The sequence below is a fragment of the Pseudomonas sp. FDAARGOS_380 genome (assembly GCF_002591235.1).
In the GTDB taxonomy this organism is placed as follows: domain Bacteria; phylum Pseudomonadota; class Gammaproteobacteria; order Pseudomonadales; family Pseudomonadaceae; genus Aquipseudomonas; species Aquipseudomonas salmasensis.
The window spans coordinates 398,458-422,144 of sequence record NZ_CP023969.1; the positions used below are offsets into that span (position 1 = coordinate 398,458).

The following is a 23,687-nucleotide window of genomic DNA, read 5'->3' on the forward strand; positions in this document are numbered from 1 at the left end:
GCCGAATCATGCTCATTCATCCGCTTTTTTCGGGCTCGACCCGAACGAGGCAAAGCGCTTGTTGAACCCGGCAATCCGGCCTTCGGCCTGGGTCTTGCGCTGCTGGCCGGTGTAGACCGGGTGCGAGGCGCTGGAGACGTCCAGCGGGATGTAGGGATAGGTGTTGCCGTCGCTGTGTTTATGGGTGCGATCACTGTCGGCGGTGGAACCGATGAGGAAGAACACGTCGGCGGCAGTGTCGTGGAACAGCACGGTGCGGTAGTCGGGGTGGATACCAGCTTTCATGAGGCCTCCGGGGCGTTTGGGCGTGGTTGATTTGTTATACAGTAACACAAGATCAAGCAGCCAAACGAGAACCTATTGCAATAAGAATAGATTGCGCAGATCTATGGATATAGGTATCTCCCCCCGCGATCCAGATGTGGGAGCTGGCTTGCCTGCGATGACGGCCTCCCAGTCGACACCTATCTACCTGACACCCTGCGGTTAAACTTGTGGGAGCGGGCTTGCTCGCGAAGGCGGCCTGACAGTCAACGCAGCTGGATTGTGTACATATCCATTGCTGCGGTAACGGCCACTTAGGGTTCCGCCCTGACGGCGGCTCACTTTGCAAAAGCGGCAAAGTAAGCAAAACGCTCTTGCCCCACCACTCGGCACCTCGCTTAGGCTCGGTGTGCCCGTAATCCGCCAGTGATTTGGGGGGCCGCCGCCACGCGCCATCCATGGCGCGGGGCGGCTAAACCGGCATCCCTGCCGGTTTACCCCCCAAATCACTGTCGAACTCCGGCCAGCGTGGTTTGACGGGGCGCCTGAGATCAAGATCAAGAGCAGATCAAGAGCGACTCGCTTCGCATCGTGGTTACCGTTGAGCGCTACAGAGTTGTGTAGATATCTACGGACTTATCGGGCTTGTAGGAAATCAATTTCCAAGAATCAAAGCCATCTGGTTGAACGCCAACGGTTAAGCCCCCTCCGATTTCAGCTGCCCACCTTATTCAACACAGTCTTGACCTGTTCCGGCGTGGCCTCATTTTTGTTCACAGCACTGGCATACCCTTTTACGACACCCCAGATATTTCCCCGCGCAGCACTGGCGAGTGCTTGATCAAAACCATCGACCCGGGTTTTGTCAAAACCATCCTTGGCCCCCTTGAGGGCCCCGCCCCCCCCCTGGTCTGCATTGCCGATCCCCAGAAGAACATTGCTGAGCCCTGGGATGAACCAGGTTCTCTTGCCAGCCTCACCGGCAACCCACTGCAGGTTGTCTTTGTTGGTGCCGTCGGCCTTCACATGGGTATCGCTGGTGCTATCCAGGCGGTGATGGTCGCGCAAGGCGGAATAACCCTGCTCCGTAAAGTCTTTCCACATACCAGCCGGAGTTCCGCGCCGGGCATCACCGCTACGGGTGATTCCTTCAAGGTCGCCATTGCCATGGGCTTTGCCTCGATGTTCGCCGTCAGCCGATAAGGACGTATCAATATAGTTGAGCACCCGCGCAGCGTTGAAGGCGGCATCCGCTCGTGCTTCAGGGGCTTTGTTATTGCTCGTCCAATCACCCAGAAGTTTATAGGCCAATGGACGATTAATATCTTTTTGATGACCGAGGTTTTTGAGGATCGGATTGTCGTTGATGATTTGTTCCGCAATGCGGTTATCACCCGATGGACGGCCCGTGGCAAATTCCGGCTTTCGGCTCACATCCTGCTCAGGTTTCTCAATACCTTGCATGCGTTTATGCTCTTGAGCGACTTGCTCGCGTTGCAAGCCGGTTAACTGGCTTTTACTCCAGTGGGGGTTGGAAGGTATAGAAGCCGAGGCGGTATATAAATTATTCGATGCCGTTACCGTTATGGTCATATGCAAGTCACTCGCTCTTGCCGTTATAAATTCCGTCTTGATAAAAGTGTCCTTACTTTCCCATTGCCCGGTCACAACCAGACACCCAATGAATGGTGTCGGGGGCGTCATACGTTCCTCTATCAAGCTGATAGATATTTTTGTCTGTACAAATAAGCCGAAGTATAAAAAAACGACTGGGCGATCAATCCTTGTCCGTGCTTTGACGACAGGTGCAGAATGGGCAATCGACCTGAAGAGTCCGAACCCAAGGAAACCGTATGAGCCTGTCCTTGTTAAGCCGCTACGCCTTCTTCGCTGTGTGTGTCATTTTCACCCTCGCCAGCCTCCCCTTTATCGAACATGAATGGCTGTGGCCGATCACGATAGTCACCGGTGTACTCAGCCTGATCGGCATTTTCGACCTGCTGCAAACGCCCCACGCGGTGCGCCGTAACTACCCGATCCTGGGCAATATCCGCTACCTGGTGGAAACCATTCGCCCGGAAATCCGCCAGTACCTGCTGGAGTCCGACAGCGACGCCCTACCCTTCTCCCGTGCCCAGCGCTCGCTGGTGTATTCGCGGGCTAAAAACGAAACAGCAGACAAACCCTTCGGCACCCTGATTGACGTGTACCAGTCAGGCTTCGAATTTATCGGCCACTCCATGCGCCCTGCGCCCCTGAGCGACCCCAGCAGCTTTCGCGTGATGGTCGGCGGCCCGCAGTGCACGCAGCCGTACTCGGCGTCGGTGTTCAATATCTCGGCGATGAGCTTCGGCTCGTTGAGCGCCAACGCGATCCGCGCACTCAACCACGGCGCCAAGCTCGGCAACTTTGCCCACGACACCGGCGAAGGCAGCATCAGCCCCTACCACCGAGAAAACGGCGGCGACCTCACCTGGGAACTGGGCAGCGGTTACTTCGGCTGCCGCACCAGCGACGGCCGTTTCGACCCCGAACGCTTCGCCGTGCAGGCCCAGGACCCGCAAGTGCGCATGATCGAAATCAAGATGAGCCAAGGCGCCAAGCCCGGCCATGGCGGAATTCTGCCCAAGCACAAGGTCACCCAGGAAATCGCCGACACCCGCGGCATCATGATGGGTGAAGACTGCATCTCGCCGTCGCGCCACAGCGCGTTTTCCACGCCAATCGAGCTGATGCAGTTCATCGCTCAGTTGCGCGAACTGTCCGGTGGCAAACCGGTGGGCTTCAAGTTCTGTTTGGGCCACCCGTGGGAGTTCATGGGCATTGCCAAGGCCATGCTCGAAACCGGCATCCTTCCGGACTTTATCGTGGTCGACGGCAAGGAAGGCGGCACCGGCGCCGCGCCGGTGGAGTTCACCGACCATATAGGCGTGCCGCTGCGTGAGGGCCTGCTGTTCGTGCACAACACCCTGGTGGGCCTGAACCTGCGCGACAAGATCAAGCTCGGCGCCAGCGGGAAGATCGTCAGCGCCTTCGACATCGCCAGCGTCCTGGCCATCGGCGCCGACTGGGCCAACTCGGCACGTGGTTTTATGTTCGCCATTGGCTGCATTCAGTCTCAGTCATGCCACACCAACAAATGCCCGACCGGCGTGGCGACTCAAGACCCGCTGCGTCAACGCGCCCTGGTGGTGCCGGACAAGGCCCAGCGGGTATTCAACTTCCACCGCAACACCCTGCACGCCCTGGCAGAAATGCTCGCTGCCGCAGGGCTGGAGCACCCGTCGCAATTGTCAGCCAAGCACTTGGTACGGCGCATGTCGGCGACTGAGATCAAGCTGTTTTCACAGCTGCATGTGTTCTTGAAGCCCGGCGAGTTGCTCACCGGAGAAGTGAACGGCGAGTTTTATTCGCGGATGTGGCAGATGGCGCGGGCGGATAGTTTTGAGCCCCATGAAATCGCTGCGGCCTAAAGGACACCTAGCATGTTGAAAGTCATCGCTGGATGCGCATTGCCAGACCGAGCACTTCACCCGTTTGGTACCGCAGATCAATGCGTATCAAGCCAAACCGTGCAGGGTCTTGCTGATGGAGCTGTCTGAGAATACCCCGCTTGTCTGAAACGGGTGCGCACTGTCAATTCTGACAGTAGATGATTTTGCTCTGATGCAAAACACTTGAAGGCATCAACCTTACCCATGGACGGGTGAACCATGCCTATACATGTTGCTTCATTGCTGCTCGCCTGCCTCCCACTGCTGGCGCTAGCCCAAGACGATCCGGTTGAACGCTTGCTGACGCAAATGACCCTTGAAGAAAAAATTGGCCAGCTCAGCCAACTTGGCATCCAGGCTACGCCCACCGGCCCCGCCATTGATCAAGGCACGCAAACACAGATGCCCGTCACCCTGGTGGGGTCGGTACTGGGGGCGAGTACCGCGCAACAGACCCGCCAGTTGCAAGAACAGGTGGTCAACGGCTCTCGCCTGCATATCCCCTTGTTATTCGCCTATGACGTACTGCACGGTTTTCGCACGGTGTTTCCAGTGCCATTGGCGCAAGCCTCGGCCTGGGACCCGGACCTGGCACAACGAACCGCACGCGCGGCAGCCGTAGAAGCCACCGCCAGTGGCGTGCATTGGACCTTTGCGCCCATGGTCGATGTCACCCGTGATCCGCGCTGGGGGCGCGTGGTGGAAGGCGCAGGTGAAGATCCGTTTCTGGGTTCTGCACTGGCTGCTGCCCTCGTGCATGGCTTTCAGGGCGCAGGTGCCCCCGACATCTCGTCGATGCTCGCGACGGCAAAACATTTCGTGGCCTACGGCGCTGCTGAAGGCGGTCGAGACTATAACGTTGCCGACTTGTCGGAACGTACGTTGAGAGAGGTTTACTTACCTCCCTTCCAGGCCGCCGTCGCGGCCGGCGTCGATGCAATCATGCCGTCCTTCAACGAGTTGGCCGGCATTCCCATGCACCGCCATACCGCCCTGCTGGCCGGTCTGTTGCGCAAACAATGGGGGTTTACCGGCTTGCTGGTCAGTGATTTCAATGCTGTCTGGGAACTGGGCCCACAAGGCATTGCTGCCACGGCAGCCGACACCGCACGGCTGGCGTTCACTGCCGGGGTGGATATCGAGATGGCCAGTCAATCCTATCGCCAACACCTGCCGACGCTGGTGCGCAACGGTCAGGTATCGCGCAAAAGCGTGGACGACGCGGTGCGTCGCGTACTCAAGACCAAGCAACGCCTAGGGCTGTTCGATGACCCTTATCGGTACAGCGACGAAGCCCGCGAGCGGGCCAACCAGCTCACGCCACAACACCGCGCCCTGGCTCGAGAAGCGGCGCAGAAATCCATCGTCTTACTGAAAAACAGCGGCCCGTTGCTGCCGCTTTCCAAACAGCCGGGCAAGGTATTGGTGACCGGCAGCCTCGCTTCGGACGCCAGCGCCACGATCGGCCCATGGGCCGGGGCCGGACGCGCCGAAGAGTCCGTCACAGTGCTGCAAGGACTGCGCAATGCAGTCGCACCTGGCAGCGAGATTGTTTACCTGCCCGGCGCCTCGCCCAGCAGCCCGCATGTCCAGGACATCAAGCAGGTCGAACACACGGCGCGTGAAAGCGACCTGCTCATCGCCGTGCTCGGAGAAACCGCAGAACAGAGCGGCGAAGCCCATAGTCGCGCCGAACTCGGCCTGCCGGGTGGGCAGAATGCGCTGCTAAGTACATTGCTGAACACAGGAAAGCCGCTGGTCATCGTCCTGATGAACGGCCGCCCGCTGGTGCTCGATGAGTCAGTCCAACAAGCGCCTGCCTTGCTCGAAACCTGGTTCCTGGGCAGCGAGACCGGGAATGCCGTGGCCGACGTGCTCTTTGGTGACGTTAACCCCAGCGGCAAGCTGCCAATGACGTTCCCACGTCATGTGGGCCAGATACCGATTTACTACGCGCATAAAAATACCGGCCGCCCACCCAGCGGTGATGGCAGTTACGCATCCGCCTACATTGATGTGCCCTGGACACCCCTGTATCCGTTTGGCTTCGGCTTGAGCTACACCTCCTTCGTCTACTCCTCTCCTCGCCTGAGTAGCCCTCGACTGACCTCCACCCAGACGCTGGCGGTTGAAGTCACCGTCACCAATACCGGTAAACGCGCCGGTGATGAAATCGTCCAGTTGTACCTGCGCGATGATATTGCCAGCGTCACTCGACCAGTGCGCCGGTTACGGGGTTTTCGCAAAATTCATTTAGCACCGGGCGAAAGCCGCAGCGTCAGCTTTACCCTGGGCCAACCGGACTTTGCCTTGCTCGACGAGCATTTTTCGCCGAAGGTCGAGGCCGGCAGTTTTACCGTCTTCGTTGGGCCGGATTCGGCGACTACCAACCAGGCGCATTTCGAGGTGAGCGATACGCGCGGGTTGCCTATTGCGGGCAGTCTGTCCCACCGGCGTTGCCCATTGCGCGCGCAGTAAAACGCGCACCAGGCTGACCAGCGAAAACACCAGCACAGTGACAATCCCTGGCATATGCAGATGGTCGCCCAGCCATCCCACGGCCACGCTCAAGCCGCCCATGCAGGTCATGAACAGCAAGTAGCGGCCCAAGGAAACGGGGCTATCCCCCAGCGCAATTGAGACATTCAGCAATACCCAGCCTTTGCAATTGCTTACAAATACCGCCAACCTGCGCCCGCCCGACGTGCGGCGACGCCCGCGCTCACCTATCGTCATTCCACTACTTGTTCAAGAGCCCGCTGCCATGCTGAACGGACGCGACCCGCGCATCGATTTTTTTCGGGGCCTGGCGTTGATCTTCATTTTCTGGGATCACGTGCCCCATAACCCTTTGGCCAACGTCACCGTGCAGAACTTCGGGTTCAGTGACGCCGCGGAAATCTTCGTATTCCTGGCCGGCTATGCAGCCGTGTTGGCCTACGGCAAGATCCTGCAGCGCGATGGCTATTTCATTGCCTGCCTGAAAATCCTGCGTCGGGTGTGGACGCTCTACGTGGTGCACATTTTCCTGCTGGCGCTGTTGATGGGCATCGTGATTTTCGCCAACAGTCATATCGAAACCCGCGACCTGGTGCAGGAGATGGGCCTGGAGTACTTCCTCAACAATACCCAACAGGCCTTGGTCGATGAGTTGCTGCTGCGCTTCAAACCCAACCTGACCGACCCGCTGCCGCTGTATATCGTGCTGATTCTCAGCCTGCCCATTACGCTGCCGTTACTGTTGCGTGCGCCCACGATCACCGTGGCGATCTCGCTGGCCGTATACCTGCTGGCGCCATGGCAGGGCTGGAACCTGCCGGCCAGCAACGGCGGAGTCTGGTACTTCAACCCCATCACCTGGCAGTGCCTGTTTATCCTCGGCGGCGCAGCGGCCTTGCGTTCGACGCCCCCTCCCGAACGACAGCCACTGCTTCGTCAACCGTTGTTCATAGCGGCTGCGGCGTATGTGCTAACGACCTGCGTGATCACCCTCTCGTGGCGCTGGCCCGAGGTGCACGACGCCTGGATGCCGCGCGTGATTGGCGAATGGCTGTACCCCATCAGCAAGACCGACCTGTCACCGGTGCGCTTGCTGCACTTTCTGGCCCTGGCCTACGTCACCGCCAAATTGCTCCCCGGTGTCGGCTGGACGCAACAGGGGCTGGCGCGACAACTGGTGCGGATGGGACGCTACTCCCTGGAGGTGTTTTGCCTGGGTGTGGTGCTGGCGCCGTTGGCGGACATGGTCAATGCCCTGACCGGCGATACCTTCGCCATGCAGGTATTCACAGCGCTGGTGGGGGCCGCCGTGATGAGCTTGTTTGCCGCGTGGCTGGAGTTCAACAAGCAATTGGACCAGCGGCGAGCCACCTTGCCCCAGTCTCCCGCTACATAATTAGCGCCTGGCCCATCCGCCGGGGTGTTTCCATTTCTGTCTATTTAAGCAGTGAAAGGGCAGCCAAGAGGGCTGCCCTTCTGGACAGGAAACCCACGGATGACCCCGCTGAATCTGAGCAAAAGCCTGCGCCAGGATGGCGACAGGCTGATGACCACTGCCTTGATCGAACATCTCAAGGCACCCCACTCCACGCCCTCCGAGACGCTATCGATCCCCGCACAATGCTCGCTGGGCAACTGGTGGCAGGTGTACCGCCAAGCGTTGGAGCGTCCACGATTCCTGGACTGGGCCCAACGGCAGTCGCTGAACCTGGCCGACCTCAGGGTACGCAACGGCACACTGCATACCCAAGGCAAAACCTTCACCCTTGACGACCAGAGTGATTGGTACCGGCTCGCACCGCCGGTCCTGGCCATTACCCAGGTGCTCGACCCCGACGCGCTGGGGCTGCCCGTTCCCGACGAACACCTGGCATTGAGCGTTCGGCACATCCTGCGGTTTTACGGTTACCCACAGCCAAGCACCCGTGCCCAACGAGGTGCAGTGATAGATGCCCTGAGCCACCTTCAATCGTTTTTCTGGCGTGCTGAACCCCCTTTGTCAGAAGCGTTCCAGCAGTTGGAACAGGACCGTCAGACAGTGGCGCAACAGTTGCTGGCCGGGATCACTGCGCAGGATGAGGACGACCGGCCATTCAGCCTGTTCACGCTGTACCGCACCCGATGCTGGCTGACCTCAGGCTCGTTCTGGGCGAGGAGCATGGAAGCCGCCGCAGCTTTGCTCCAGGGCATTACCGCACATCCACAGTTCCTGGCCCTGGATCAAACCCAGGACCTGGTCCCAGGGCACTATTTTTTTGATGTCACCCGACAGTCGATCAAAGGGGCGGGGCCCAGTGGTACGCCGCTCGAAATCCACTACGAGCAACTGGCACAGCTGCCTCTGGAAGGCGCTCTTGAACGTTTGCAAGACCTCGCAAACGCCATGCAACTGTCCATCTCCCTGGATGGAAAATTCAACCTGGCTCAACTGCTCACCCTGCATGAACTGCCTTTGCCCGATACCCGCGAAGCGGCCTGGGACCTGATAGAACAATTACGCACCCCGTCCCCCATCAACGTTCCGCCGATAGACGACCAGGCCGATTCCGACATGGCCATACAGGAGCATCGGCAATGGTTCACCGCGGAACATGAGCGCGACAACCTGGCTCATGCCCAAGGCATCCAGCCCGAATGGGCCATGCCGGTAAAACCTCGCCTGGGCAATTACTGGGAAGGCTTGGGCCTGCCCCAACCCGGCGCCTTGACGCTTTCGGCCGAGCAACGCCTCAGGGTGATGAACATCACCCGCAAGTTTCTGCCACAGCCCAATCAAGGGCTGCTCGAACTGTTGATCAACGACCCGTTACCCGCGCCACCTGATGAACAGTTGCAGCAGCTATTGGCCCAACCAACCGCGCAAAAACTGGCTGATCAATTGATCGACGCGCTGCAATGGTACGGTCATGGCCCTGGTCAGTTGGCCAACCGGTCCAGTCGTGACACCTTGCTCCTGAGCGCTCTGATCCTGGATCTCGACCCCCAGGCCGGTCAGAGCCGCTACACCATCGTTGGCCTCAACCTCAATCAGAGTGACTGTTGGGGGCATCGCTATGCGGACCTTCGTCGCACAGTAGAACTGCACCTGATCCAGAGCGGTGTCGCCACTTCGCGCTCCACCGCACTGGCCGCGCACCTGTTGCTGGCAGGTATCGCCCCGGAGTTTCTGGTAGGTCAGCTCCCCGACTCGCTCTACTTCATGACCTCCCATGCCTGGCTGCTTTTAAAACAAGGGGTGATGCTCGCAGAAGCGCTCGTCTGCGGCTCATCACGGCACCTGCGGTTCAGCGATATCGTAGCGCTCGCTACCCAGGAGCTGGACGCCGCCGAACAACCCCTGTGGCGTACTCACTACACCACCAGCACGTTGATTGACTGGGCTGTCGCACAAGGCCAACTGTCACCTGTGAATGAACACAGCACTTACAGCCTTCAGAGCATCAACACGCTTCAAAATACGCTTATAGAACGTGTCGACACGTTGGGGGACGCGTCCAGAACCTTACGAACCCCTCTCATTACACGCCGCCGTATTGCGCTCAATGACCTGAAAAAAATATTCCGGGGAAACCGGCTACTGAAGAAGAAATGCCTGCGCTGGGCACAAGGGCCACAACGCAGACCTTCTCACCTTCCGGCCCCCGGCGCACACCTGCAATCGCTGGTAGACCTGCACATGAGTGGCGCATTACAGCCTTTGGCCGAGCAGTGGAACTCTGTAGACCCGGCGCTGGACCTGGCCGAAATGAAACAGCACTTTCGCCGCCTTGGCGACGTCAACACCTTATTCAACGAAGCCAGCATCGCTCATGTCGCACAGCTCAAAGAGGCCTACACCACCGTCATCCGCTACCTGCTCGCACAATTACCCTTGGCGGACCGCGAGCACTTGCAAAAGGCCGCCGTGCAACTGCTGGTGGTGAGGCGACCGGCGAACAAACCCCAGATCGAAGAGCAACCGGGGGAGAAAATGGCCCGTACCGGCCGCTTCGGCGTGATCCTGCGGTGTGAGGCCTTGAACGGTCACCATGACTACGAACTGTTCCCGCTGTTGAACCTGGCGTATAAAAACGTCCGCCTTCCACACACACTGGAGCTGGGAGGCACTCCATTTACCATCCAGACTGGCAATGTCCACAGCACACAGCCGACCTCGCAGCTGCATATCGGCAGCTTGCTGGCCCTTGACGAAACAGCCTACCTGACCGGCAGCCCGCCCAGAGCAGATCAGTCTTCAAGCGTAATCATCGATCGGTTGTGGCGTGTCGAGGCCACAGAGGCCACCACTCAGGCGCTGACTTTCGATTCGCCAAGAGCCTTGACCCTGGCGAAGGCCATCGTCAATCAACACTTCTTCCAGGACATCGACACCCTGGTGGCACAAGCTAGAGGCTCAACCCTGCTGGAAGACCGGCAAAAGACTGCTGAAGCGGTGTATCAGGCTTTACTGGGCCTGATCCCGCTGTGGTCATGCACTCGGGACTTGGCCTCGGGCGATACCAAGCGCATGATCGAGGGCGCCTATGGATGCTTCTTCGATGTGTTTGGCCTGCTCGCACCCACCAAAGGTTTAGTGCTCTCCAGCATCGCGCGCCTGGGGAAAGGCGCACCCGCCTACATCAAGCTGCTGCAACTGACCAAGCTCGGTGCCACGTACCTGAATGCAGTATTCAATCCTTTCGACAGCTTGCCGTCGGTGCTACGCCTGGGCCGCCATGGCCTGGTACACCTGAATCAGGCCGGCATGCGTGCGTTGGAGGGAGCGATCCGGCATACACGCCTGCGGCTGAACCCAGGCCCCAGCGTTGACTACACCCGCCTGCTCAACAGCGCCGACATCGCACCGGCCACCCTGACGCGCGCCGATGGGGTGGCGCAGGTGCTGGCGATAAAGCGCTCCAGCGCCTGGTACGCCTTCGACCCTTTCAGCGCAAGACCTTACGGGCCGCCGCTTGCAGACCTGCGGCTGGACACGGCGATAACAGTCATCCCGCACCAATCGGTGGGTGGCTATAAGGCCAGAATCACCGAACCGCTGTTCAAAAAACCTGCGCTGCTGATTCAGCGCGCCAACGCTACAGATCTGCTGGACCAAAATCGTGTATGGCGCTTGCCCCACGACGCACAAACGCACATGGACGAACTCACCTCCCCGGTACATGCCTGGCACGTAGACACCTTCGATCACCTGTGTGCGATCCGCAGAAAAAAACGCAGCCTCATCCCCATCGTTTGCTTCACCAAACGCCTGTATGAGTTTGCACATTCGATTCACTTGCGCCGGGTCCAGGCACTGGACCACGTTCGACTGATACCAGCCCCGGTGATCGACGGACAAAAGCGCCAGCTGGTCTATCACCGACGCATCCATGAAGTCACACCGCGCGTTACCGAGTTCGAACTGACACCCTTGCCTGCGTCGACGCCCCTGACCTACAAAACCAACGTCATCGGCAGGCGCATTGATAACGAGCCCCAGTTCGGCCTGCCCGGAGACGACTTCGACAACGTGCTCAGCCGACAGACCCAGGTGGTGGAACTCAATGGCATCGTTGATGGCATCAACGACAGCCGTACCCTCAGAGCGCTGCTGGTCAGTGTGCCGGGCAAAGATCATTGGGTGGTCGAAGCCGATGTTGGGGTCTTTTACCGAGCGCCCGCAACAACCACAGGGTCGAGCGTTGTGCACTTTGAACAACTGGATTACAGCGTCGGTGGCGAGCACGTCGCACTGATCGATGCCTTCGGTGAGCGCAAGAATCAGTTTTTGAAAGCAGCACAGCTCATACCCGACCAGCCGTTGGTGGCACTGCCGACGCTGGAAGTCCTGTATCGACAGTTAGCTCACCGTGGCTTCAGCGCCGAAAAAATTGCCCTCTTGCGTAAGCGTGTCAGCGGCCTTCGAACCATCAAGCAACGCGAGTTGCTGCTCAACCTCAGTGATCAAGGGCGCAGCCTGAACATCAACTTCGTATCCCGGCCTGTGCAGCTCGACATCTGGCCACCGCGGCCTGGCACGACGCCACATCCCAGCCCCGCGCAAATCAATCGCTACCTGGCCGAACAAGCCAACGCCAGCACCGCGGCGCTGGTTGAGAGAACCCAGCTCAAGTCCGCCAATGTCCAGGGTCCCACGCTGGATGAGCTGCGCCGGGTGCAAGAGGCACAATCGGTGGTGATGTGGGAGTACAGCAAGATCGGCCAGCCGAACTACACGGAGATCATCCTCAAGACCGGTGCCGGCAACTGCGACCAGATGGCTCATGTTGCCTGTGAAATGATTCGAACCAATGGCGGTACGGCCCAGGTCTGGGTCTGCCAGGTTCATACCTTTGTGGTGGTGGGCACGATCCCCACAGGCTTGAGCCAGACGCTGGACTTCCAGGAGACCGGGTGGGCCGATCTATGGATCAGCGACCCTTGGGCAGCCATCACTTGCCCGGCAAAGGACTACATGAGGACACTGGAGATCAAGATGATTACCTGGGACCTGGAAGATATCCTGGTGTTTTTCTACGACGGGAAAGCCTATCGCTGGGAGCGGGCTAATCACCCGGACTGGTTGCGGTTGTTACTCACCACAACTAAAAGCCCAAAGCCATAACCGTCGCGAGCAAGCACGCAGCCCTGTCTTTGATGCAGGTAACCACGATGCGAAGCGAGCCGCTCTTGATCTTGCTCTTGATCTGCTTTTGATCTGAAGCGCCCCGTTAAACCACGCTGGCCGAACGCAGGCTTGAATTCGTGGGTAACCCGGCAGGACGCCGGGTTAGCCGCCCCGCGCCATGGATGGCGCGTGGCGGCGGCCCACGGATTCAAGCCTGCGTTCGGGCACACCGAGCCTAAGCGAGGTGCCGAGTGGTGGGGCAAGAGCGTTTTGCTTACTTTTGCGCTTTTCAAAAGTGAGCCGCCGTCAGGGCGGAACCCTAAGCGGCCGTTACCGCAACAATGGATATGTACACAATCCAACTGTGTTGACTGCCAGGCCGCCTTCGCGAGCAAGCCCGCTCCCACAGTTGGATCGTGGGGTATCAGGTAGATATGGGGCGGCTGTCAGGCCGCCATCGCAGGCAAGCCAGCTCCCACATATGGATCGCGCAGCGTCAGCTAGATCAGCTCCGGCTGTCAGGCCATCGCGGGAGCAAGCTCCCTCGCCACAGGTTCGGCGTCATACCGAAGTTATGTAGATACCGATGCTCCGGAGGCCAGGCCGGCATCAGCCAGCGGAACGCACCGCCGCATCGCTCGGCTGCAACTTGAACGCGTAATACAACACGGTCAACAACACCAGAAACGCAGGCCCTACATACAGCGCCACACGGGTCTCGGGGAAGTACGCCATCAGGCCCACCACCAGCACCAGGAACGCCAGCGCCAGGTAGGAGCTGACCGGGTACAACCACATGCGGTACTTGAGGCCCGCTTGCTCGGCCGGGCTCAGGCCTTTGCGGAATTTGAGCTGGGCCAGCAGGATCATCAGCCAGGTCCAGATCGCACCGAAGGTAGCGATGGAAGTCACCCACACGAACACTTGGTCTGGCACCAGGTAGTTGAGCAGTACGCCCAGCAACAAGGCAAAGATCGACAACAGCAACGCCTTGCGTGGCACGCCGTTACTGGAGGTGGTGCCGAACGTCGCCGGCGCCTGGCCGTTCTGCGCCAGGCTGTAGAGCATGCGCCCGGTGCTGAAGATGCCGCCGTTGCACGACGACAACGCGGCGGTGATCACCACGAAGTTGATAATGCCCGCAGCGGTCTTGATGCCCAAGCGCTCGAAGGTCATCACGAACGGGCTGCCCTGGGTGCCGATTTCATTCCACGGGTAGATCGACAGGATCACGAACAATGCCCCCACATAGAACAGCAGGATGCGCCAGAACACCGAGCCGATGGCGCTGGGAATGGTCTTCTGCGGGTTGCGCGCTTCACCAGCGGTGAGGCCGATCATCTCCACGCCCAGGTAGGCGAACATCACCATCTGCAACGACATCAACACGCCCTGCACACCGTTGGGCATGAAGCCGCCGTGGGTCCACAGGTTGGAAATGCCCAATGCCACGCCGTCATTGCCGAAGCCGAAGGCGATGATGCCCACGCCACCGATCACCATCGCAATGATGGTGACGATCTTGATCAACGCGAACCAGAACTCGAACTCACCGAACGCCTTGACTGCGATGAGGTTGATAGTGCCCATGCTGATCAGCGCCGCCAGGGCCCAGATCCAGCGTGGCGTGTCGGGGAACCACACGCCCATGTACACCGCCACGGCAGTGATTTCTGCGACGCAGGTTACCAGCCACAGGAACCAGTAGTTCCAACCGGTGAGAAAGCCTGCCAGGGGGCCCAGGTAGTCCTGGGCATAACGACTGAACGAACCGGCTACGGGGTTGTGCACCGCCATTTCACCGAGGGCGCGCATGATCACCAGGATCGCCAGGCCGCCAATGATGTACGAGAGCATGATGGCCGGGCCGGCCATTTCGATCGCCTTGGCCGAGCCGAGAAACAGGCCGACACCGATACAGGCGCCCAGGGCCATCAAGCGAATGTGGCGCTCGCCCAGTTCACGTTTGAGCGGGCCGCCTTGAGCGGTCTCGCCAGGGGGCAGTGGTTTGCCAACAGGCATAGGGATACAACCTCATTTTGTTATTGGATTTAGCCACCGAGTCTCAGGCGTATCAGCGGGTGGGCTCATACACCGACCGGACCGGGCCTGCCTCGTGGGCAAACCCGCCTGGCGCAAATGCGCGGCCAGGACAGCGGGGCGTGCAGTATAAAAAGCTACCGATAGGGCTTTTCACTCAATAAACGGCAAAATTTGGCGATAAGCCCCGGAAAAATCGGCTTCGACGGATCGGCTTCCCACTGTCTAGACCGGCCCTGCCAGGGCAAAACGGCGCAGAGTATTACATAACTTTAAAAACACAGGCTTATCCAGCGCGCCTCAGTCCACACTGAAAAACAGGCGCCTGGCCAAGCGTCGGGAAATACTCGCGCGCTCGATTTCCAGGGTTTGTCGCACGCGCCCGGTCTGGCCGGTGCGGATGCGCGCGAACGCCTGGGCCTCCACCTCGGCCTGGGCCTGGCGCCCCAACCGTTCCTGCTCGGGGCTCTTGAGGTGGGCAGCATCGTCTTTGTAATGGTCGTCCGGTCCTACGCGGCTGTCGTAGTGAAAATGCGCGTAGCACAGTGGCTGGCCGGTGTGGCTGTCCACGACGGCGTACACCTGCAAGAAATCCCGAGGCTTGCCTTTGATCGGCACGCGTGCGCCCTGCCTCACAATGCGTACCTCATTGAGTGAGTGCAGAAAATCCACATCTTCCGCGCTGCTCAACTTGAGCTTGCTGGCATGCACCCGCGCCTGTACGCCCGCTGCATCCAGGCGCACCGCCGCGGCCCGAAGGTCGCTGGCTCGGACGCGGGCGTTGACCTGTTGCGTCGCCGCCAACCTCGACACGTCCAGCTGGCGCAGTTTGCTGTCGATATCGGCGGCGAGCATCCGCCGGCTGTTGGCCTGCGCCGCGAGCAAGGCCTGCAGCGACTGCGGCTCACACTTGCCAGTCATGGCCTGCACGTTGTCGATGGCCTTGTCGACATCTGCCAGCAAGCGTTGCCCCTTGTTCATCAACGCACCCAATTGCGGGTTGGCCACACGCGGCCTGGCCGGCGGCTCCAGCGGTTCCCAAACACCGTCCTGCGCCTCGGTGAAGGTGGCAATCACAGTGCCTTTGTTATCCACCAGTTCCGCCGTGCCGGTGTCGCCGACCTGGGTCGGCGCTTTGATACGGGCGACGTACACATCACGGTTGCGGGTACGAATGATCTTTTTCTGTCGTGCACCCGTCGCCTGGGCTGGCTTAGCCGGCCTGGTGCCTGGTGGCGGCGCGAGCAAATCGGCCAGCGCTTGCTCCACATGCTGATGCAGGCTGGCCAGCAAGGCCTGGAGTTTTTCCAGGTTGGCCAGGTCGAAGGTGTCCGGGGCCATGGCGCGCCAGAAATGAATATGGTCATCGGTCGTGGCGTAGACATGGCTGAAGCTCTTGAGCAGTTCGACCCGCTCTTCATGGGTGGCGGGCATGTTTTCCAGCTCGGCCAGGGAGCGACTGGCCCAGCGGGCACGATTGATCACTTGGTTAAAGCTGTCGAAAAACTCTTCCTCCAAGGGCGGGCCCTCGATACTGATGGTGATGCCCCACAAGGTGACCAGTTGCAAGGCTTGCAGGTCGAGGATCGATGGGCGCGCCGGTACATCCGCCGCCAGCGCACGCGCCTTGTTACGCCCCAGGCGTGGCACCGCTTGCAGTTGGTCCAGGTAGGCGCGCTCCAGGGTGCGCCAATGGATCGCAGACTCTTCGGCGTCGACCTGTTCACGCATGCGCAAGTCAAGGTCGGCGTGGGCCTGGCGGTTGAGGTCGGAGCCGGCTTCGTCTTCGCTCTCGTTCTCCAGCACCTCCAGCAACGGCTTGATGCGATCATTGATCTGCGCCATCTGCTCACGCATGTGCACATCCAGCAAACGCAGGCTCAAAATCAGCGACTCAAGGACTTCACACAGCTCCTGCTCATAATGGGGGCGTGGCTTGATTTCACGCATGCGCATCAGCAATTGCAGCTCCTCTTGGGAACATTGCACCTTGTTTTGCAGCTCCTTGCGGTAACGCTCGCGCAACGTGGCCCGTTGTTCCTCGCTGACCTTGCTGGTTGTCTCCCGCGCCAGATGACGTGCCACTTCCATCGTCGCGTTGGCCCTTGCCCGCCTGCGACCTGCCTCGCGGTATTGCTGCGCAAGGCTCGACAGCGACGCCTCGCCGGCCTTCAACTTGGCGTCGACGGCGGCGTCGGCATTGCCGCCCGCCAGGCGCAACTGCCCATCGAAATCCCATTGCCCCTCGCCCAAAGGTTTCAACCAGGGCCCCAGGGTGCTGCCATCGGCGCTGACTACCCGCACCGCACCGGCTTTGACCGTGACGCGGTACAGGTGCCCGCGTATCAGCGCCTGCCACTGCGCCGGGGTGTGCGAGGTATCGCGCAGCAAGCCACGCTGCGGTCCGCTTTGCTCGGCCCCGGCCCATGAACCGGAGAAAGCCCGGAGACTGAGGCCGCGCGCCCGTGCGATCTGTGCGGCATTCAGATTGCCGCGGGCATTGGCCCAGCCGGCCGGCGCAGTGAAGCGCATGGGCACCGGCACCTGCGTCGGCACTGGCGGGCTCGATTCTGGCCGCGCCAGCGAGGCAAACACCGGCGCCTCCAGCTGCAGAGGCCGCAGGGGGTCGTGGGGCGCCGCCTGATGAGCGAGGATCACCATGAGGTTGGTCAACACATCCATCACCGCCGCGCTCTTGGCCTGCGGATCATCGCTGGCCAGGCGCTGGATATCGCTTTGCAGGCTGTCCACCAGTTGCAGCAACCACCCGCCCAGCATCAACGGCTCGCCGGCAAACGGCAGCACGGCCCCCAACAGCAACCAGCCGGCCTGTTTCAACTGCACCCAGCGTTGCTCGGCATTCGACACCGATTGCCGGTCGGCCAACGCCACCAGCGCCTTGGCAGTGCCGTGGAAAATCAGGCGGGCGGGGTCCTCGGTACTCAGTTGCTTGCTGAGTTGCACCGGCGCCGGTTTTTCATAAGCGGTGAACTCATCGCCAGGCAAAAAGTGGCGGATATGCGGCTCGTTGAAACCACCGTGGGCATACACCGCTTGCCGCGCCGGGGCCAGCCACGCCAGTACCTGGTCTTGCAAGGCACCCGGGGCCTTGATCGCGTCAAGCAGTGCCCGGATGGACACGAACGCCTGCAGCGTCGGCGTCAGCAAAGGTCGGTACAACAGGTGCACGCCAACACTTTCATCCCGAGGCCCGATGATGAACTGGTTGGTCACCTCGTCCGTCACCGCACCGGGCGCAGCCTTGAACGCCAACGGCCACACGGCCATGGCCCGGCCTTGCACTTTGCGTTGAGCAGCCGAGGCTTGCAACGCGGCGTGCACACATTGAAAGCCAGCTTCGGTCAGGCCCTGTTCGGCCTTGATCTTCAACGCCAGCGCCAGCATCGGCAGTTGCACCCGCAACTGGGCCTGGAACAACTGCAAACGGCGCGCCGACTCTTGCGGGTCATCCAGCAGTTTTTTCTTCAGCAGGTCCGGGTAGGCCTGGCCCACGTCGGCCTTGGTCACACAGCGTTGGAGCAGGCTGTAGGTCAGCCACTTGGGAGCTTTGGCGCCCTTGAGGGTGATGTCGCTGGCGGTATGGGGAAAGCCGGCCAGGTTTTCCAGGGCCAGTTCGGTCAAGGTCAGGGTGACCGGGTCCACTTCGCCGGCGATAAAGCCTCCCTCCACCGGGACGGCGGCGGCAACCTCGCGATTGAATGTCAGTTGGATATCTTGCGCGCGCAGCTTCTGGGCAGCGGGCTCAGTGTGCAGACAGGTTTGCAAGGCGTTGTCGGCAAACTGCCGGATCGAGTCAATGCCGTCCAGAAAGTGCTGGCCGTTGCTGCGCTGGCGGGCCAGCACCAGGTTCTGGAGCAGGCGCGCATAGGCGATGCTGTCGGCATCGTCGGCCTGGGCAAGCCAGTTTGGCATGGCGCTGCGCAGGGTCTGTTGCAAGGGAGTCAGGCTGGCAACGAACCAGCGACGTGGGTCGGTGATGTGGTCCAACAGCCTCTGATGCTGCCCCGACAACAGGGGTTGGTGGCGGTCGATGCTGTCGATGTCGCGCAATTGCTGCGCCAGGTAACTGGCCGCCAGGGCATCGAAGGGATCGCCCTCAACGTCCTGGACAAACCATTGGCCTACCGCACCATAGGCCGGTAATAGCGCGGCGACGTCGTCCAGGCGGGCTAGCGGGTGGATACCACTGGCGGGGCTGAACACCAGGGCTTGCTGCCCATGGCTGAGCACCAGCACCGGCAGCATCTGCGGCCCGTCCGGGCCTGGCTGGTACAACGCCTGTACGCGCAAGGCTTCACCCTGAGCATTCCATTGTCGGTCTGGCCGCACGGGGTGCAGCAGATGCCTGGGGAACAGCGTGGCAAATTGCACTTGGCTCAAGCCAGGCGGTTTGGGTGAGTCGTACAGCAAGGCCAGCAGGTCGTCCGAGAGGTAACCCCAGCGCGTCATCTCCACCGGCAATGCTTCACGCCACCAGGCTTGCAGCCGTTGCGCATAGGCGCCGAGCAAGAGCGCGCCGCAGCGGTTGATCAGCGGCTCAAGCTGCGCAAGGGCCGGCCCGCCCGGCTCGAAGACCTCGCGACGCCGCTGCACGACCTTATGAAACTCCGGCACCAGCAACATGGTTTTCGCGCTGGCCAGCCGCTGCACCACACGCTCGGCCAGGGATTGGTAAGCCAGCGTGCCGTCGCTGTCGTTGGGAGTGCCGATGTAGATCAGGCCGGCTCGCCATATGCCGGTACCCAGGTGCTGGTCCAAGTACGCCTGGGCGCTGTCTTGCGCAACCACTAGCAATGAGGGCGGCTCGCGAAACAGGGTTTCGATTTGCTCGAGGGTGGTTTGGCGGGGTGAGTCTGCAGAAGTATCGAGGGGCATCATGGAGGGCTCGGTATGCGGCTAAACCGCAGACGCTACTGGCTGGCGCAGCGTTGGCGGCAGTAAACAGTTAGCTCTACAGGAGATGTGCCAGGCGCTAATTTTGTGAGCCATACATGACCACTGCGGGAGCTGGCTTGCTTGCATAGGTATCTACACAACTGTGCAGCGCTCAACGGTAACCACGATGCGAAGCGAGTCGCTCTTGATCTGCTTTTGATCTTGATCTTAAGCGCCCCGTTAAACCACGCTGGCCGGAATTCGGCAGAGATTTGGGGGGTAAACCGGCAGGGATGCCGGTTTAGCCGCCCCGCGCCATGGATGGCGCGTGGCGGCGGCCCCCCAAATCACTGGCGGATTACGGGCACACCGAGCCTAAGCGAGGTGCCGAGTGGTGGGGCAAGAGCGTTTTGCTTACTTTTGCGCTTTTCAAAAGTGAGCCGCCGTCAGGCGGAACCCTAAGTAGCCGTTACCGCAGGAATGAATACGTACACTGTCCACCTGTATTGGCTGTCAGGCCGCTATCGCAGGCAAGCCAGCTCCCACAGTTTGATCGCCGGGCGGCAGGTAGATGAGTGTCGACTGGCATGCCGCCTTCGCAGGCAAGCCAGCTCCCACAGAAAAATCCTCTGCCCGACAAACCTCGTGACGCAGGCAAACTGCGTCTACGCTTCAGACAAGTCCGATCAATCTGTAGGAATGGATCAATCGACTATGGGCGCTCTGCAGCACACCAATGCCACCCAGGCTGACCTCGACCCCGACAGCCCGTCACCAGCGCCTTTGCCAAAAAAAACCAGACCCTGGCGTCGCGTGGGCTGGCTGATTGTGTTGATGGCCTTGATCGCCCTGGCTTTCGCCGTGCATCGGGAGGTGCAGACCTCACGCTGGCAGGCCCGCGTATTCAGCGATTGGGCGGCGAAGCTGACCTACCAGGTGGCCCCCGGCGCCAGCGATGCAATGGTGTACCCAGGCGCAGGCCCCTTCGATCAGCGGTTGGGCTACAGCGCCCTGGGCGAGTTCCTGCCGCGCTTGCTCAAGCGCAACTACATGATCGAATCCCAGGCGCGCTTTTCCGAGGCGTTGATGGACTACAGCCGTCATGGCCTGTTTATCCCCTACGCCGAGAAAATCCAGGCCGGCTTGACCCTCACCGATTGCCGCGCAGCACCGCTGTATCAATTCAATTACCCGACCCAGCTTTACGCCCGCTTCGATGACATTCCGCCGCTGATGATCCACAGCCTGCTGTTTATCGAAAACCGTACGCTGCTCGATCCCGAGCCCGCGCAAGCCAACCCGGCCGTGGACTGGCCGCGCTTTGCCAAGGCGGCGTGGTCGCAGGTGGCGCGCCAGTTGCACCTGCCGGGGCAGGCGGCGGGCGGTAGCACCCTGGCCACCCAGCTGGAAAAGTACCGCCACTCCCCCGACGGCCTGACCCTGTCGGGCAGCGAGAAAATCCGCCAGATGCTCTCCGCCAGCGTGCGTGCTTACCAGCATGGCCCCGATACGCTTGCGGCGCGGCGCAACATAGTGCGCGATTACCTCAACAGCGTGCCTCTGTCGGCCGTGCCGGGCCATGGCGAAGTGCATGGCATGGCCGAAGGGTTGCGGGTGTGGTACGGCGCCGATTTCGCCCAGGTCAACCGCGCTCTTCAGGACACCGCCACCACACCGGCCAGCCTGGCGGCGCGGGGCTTGGCGCTGCGAGAGGTGTTGTCGTTGATGATCGCCCAGCGCCGCCCTTCCCATTACCTGGCCAACGGTCGCGACGAACTCAAGCAACTTACCGACAGCCACCTGCGGCTGCTGGCGCAGAACGCGGTGATCGACCCGCCGCTGCTCAAGGCCGCCCTGGCCGCGCGCGTCACTTATCGCGACTGGCTGCAACAGCCCACACTGCAACCGATCGACAGCAACAAGGGCGTGAGCGTGGCCCGCAGCCGCCTGGCGGCCCTGCTCAACCGGCCCCTGTACGACCTCGACCGCCTTGACCTCGCAGCCACCAGCACCTTGCAGGCCGAGCTGCAAACCCAGGTCACCGCCTACCTCAAGCAACTGGCCGACCCGGTATTCGCGGGCAACATCGGCCTGCTCGGCGAACGCCTGCTGACGCCTGCCAGCACGCCGCAAGTGCGCTACAGCTTTACGCTGTTCGAACGCACCGCCGACGGCTCACGGGTGCGGGTGCAAACCGACAACACCGACCAGCCCTTCGATATCAACGAAGGCAGCAAGCTGGAACTGGGCTCCACCGCCAAGTTGCGGGTGCTCACCACCTACCTGCAAATCATCAGCGAACTGCATGATCGCTACGCCACCCAAACCCCGGCGACGTTGAAAAAAGCCGACATCGCCGAGCAGGACCGGCTCAGTCGCTGGGCCATCGATTACTTGCTGCAGGCCCCGGATAAATCCCTGGCAGCCATGCTAGAGGCGGCCCTGGACCGCACCTATTCGGCCAGCCCCAACGAAGGGTTTTTCACGGGTGGCGGGATGCATTACTTTCACAACTTTCGCAACGAAGACAACGGCCGCAGCCCCACATTGCGTGACGCGCTGCGCGAGTCGATCAACCTGCCGTTCATTCGCCTCATGCGCGACCTGACGCGCTACGTCACCTACGCGGGCGCCAACAACAGCGCACAATTGCTCAAGGATGACGGCGACCCACGCCGCCAGGAATACCTGGCCCGATTCGCCGACCGCGAAGGCACCACCTTCCTGCTCAAGTTCTGGAAGAAGTACCAGAAAAAAGACACCCAGGCGCGCCTGGAAACCTTCCTCGACAGCCTGCATCCCACCGCGATCCGCTTGGCGGCGGTACATCGCTACCTGTTTCCTGAAGCAACCCCGGACACCTTCAACCGCTTCGTGCGCTCCCACCTGACCGGCGTAAAAACCAACGGTGCCCTCAGCGACGAGCGCCTGCAACGCCTGTACAAGGATTACGGCCCCGGCACCTACGACCTGCCCGACCAGGGCTATATCGCCAAGGTCCACCCCCTGGACCTGTGGTTGCTCGGTTACCTGCTCAACCATCCGCAAGCCACCTTCACCGAGGTGGTCAAGGCCAGTCAGTTCGAGCGCCAGGAGGTGTACAGCTGGCTGTTCAAGAGCCGTCATCAAGGCGCGCGTGACAGCCGGATCCGCACCATGCTGGAAGTCGAAGCATTCCTGGACATTCATCAGCGCTGGCAAGCGGTGGGGTACCCTTTCGATCATCTGGTGCCGTCACTGGCCACCGCCATTGGCAGCTCGGGAGACCGCCCCGCCGCGCTTGCCGAACTGATGGGCATCATCCTCAACGACGGGGTGCGCGGCAAAGTGCTGCGCATCGACAGCCTGCATTTTGCCGCCGGCACCCCTTACGAGACCCGCGTGGTCAACACACCCGACCCCGGCAAACGGGTGATGCCGTCCGAAGTCGCCAGTGCCTTGCGCGGGGCGTTGTCACGGGTGGTGGACGCTGGCACGGCCAAGCGCGTGTCGGGCAGTTTCACCCAGGCCGACGGCACGCCAATGGCCATGGGCGGCAAGACCGGCACGGGCGATAACCGCATCCAGGCAATGGGCGCGGGCGGGCGTTTGATCAGTTCCAAGTCGATCAACCGCACCGCCACGTTTGTGTTTTTTATTGGCGACCATCACTTCGGCACGCTCACCGCATTTGTGCCTGGCAGTTCGGCGCAAGGTTTCAAGTTCACCTCGGCGTTGCCGGTGCAAGTGCTCAAAGGCATGGCGCCGATGTTGATGCCGTATTTGAAGCCGGGCAACCAGACCCTGTGCCAGCCCAGTGTAAGCACGCACTGAGTAGGCAACAATTCAACGTAGCGATAAAAGGTCCATGCGGTGGTTATGTAGGGTCGCCCCTTTGCTCAGGGTTA

At 60.8% G+C, this 23,687-nt stretch carries 9 protein-coding genes; 5 read left to right on the plus strand and 4 right to left on the minus strand.

All coding sequences use genetic code 11. The annotated features are described in order from the left end of the window. Positions 1-12: 12 nt before the first annotated feature. Together CRN80_RS02045 and CRN80_RS02055 are read right to left on the minus strand one after the other, a co-directional pair. Positions 13-285: a type B 50S ribosomal protein L31 gene (locus tag CRN80_RS02045; protein WP_003188912.1), complete on the minus strand. Its 273-nt coding sequence runs from the start codon at positions 283-285 to the stop codon at positions 13-15. A 693-nt stretch (positions 286-978) separates the two neighbouring features. Further along, on the minus strand, positions 979-1,932 hold the full coding sequence (locus CRN80_RS02055) for a hypothetical protein (protein WP_256588656.1): 954 nt from the start codon (positions 1,930-1,932) through the stop codon (positions 979-981). Positions 1,933-2,117: 185 nt separating this feature from the next. Here CRN80_RS02055 and CRN80_RS02060 point away from each other — a divergent pair, with 185 nt between their 5' ends. From CRN80_RS02060 to CRN80_RS02085, 4 genes are all read left to right on the plus strand, one after another. After that, positions 2,118-3,737, plus strand: a complete 1,620-nt coding sequence (locus tag CRN80_RS02060; RefSeq protein WP_032893353.1) for an FMN-binding glutamate synthase family protein — start codon at positions 2,118-2,120, stop codon at positions 3,735-3,737. Positions 3,738-3,977: 240 nt separating this feature from the next. Next, positions 3,978-6,236 carry a glycoside hydrolase family 3 N-terminal domain-containing protein gene (locus tag CRN80_RS02070; protein ID WP_098949460.1) on the plus strand — a complete coding sequence of 753 codons (2,259 nt, stop codon included), beginning with the start codon at positions 3,978-3,980 and terminating at the stop codon, positions 6,234-6,236. 286 nt (positions 6,237-6,522) lie between these two features. Further along, positions 6,523-7,653 (plus strand): OpgC family protein, encoded by a 1,131-nt coding sequence (locus CRN80_RS02080; RefSeq protein ID WP_098949461.1) that lies wholly within the window; start codon positions 6,523-6,525, stop codon positions 7,651-7,653. A gap of 99 nt (positions 7,654-7,752) precedes the next feature. Further along, positions 7,753-12,861: a hypothetical protein gene (locus CRN80_RS02085; protein WP_098949462.1), complete on the plus strand. Its 5,109-nt coding sequence runs from the start codon at positions 7,753-7,755 to the stop codon at positions 12,859-12,861. A 612-nt stretch (positions 12,862-13,473) separates the two neighbouring features. On the opposite strand, the gene CRN80_RS02100 is transcribed toward CRN80_RS02085, so the two are convergent. Both CRN80_RS02100 and CRN80_RS02105 read right to left on the minus strand, forming a co-directional pair. Further along, positions 13,474-14,886 carry an amino acid permease gene (locus CRN80_RS02100; RefSeq protein WP_044272099.1) on the minus strand — a complete coding sequence of 471 codons (1,413 nt, stop codon included), beginning with the start codon at positions 14,884-14,886 and terminating at the stop codon, positions 13,474-13,476. Between the two features lie 318 nt (positions 14,887-15,204). Next, on the minus strand, positions 15,205-19,803 hold the full coding sequence (locus tag CRN80_RS02105) for a hypothetical protein (RefSeq protein WP_098949464.1): 4,599 nt from the start codon (positions 19,801-19,803) through the stop codon (positions 15,205-15,207). A 711-nt stretch (positions 19,804-20,514) separates the two neighbouring features. Between CRN80_RS02105 and CRN80_RS02115 the strand changes: the two genes are divergently transcribed. Continuing rightward, positions 20,515-23,613, plus strand: coding sequence for a transglycosylase domain-containing protein (locus CRN80_RS02115; RefSeq protein WP_098949466.1), 3,099 nt, complete (start codon positions 20,515-20,517; stop codon positions 23,611-23,613). Positions 23,614-23,687: the final 74 nt, after the last annotated feature.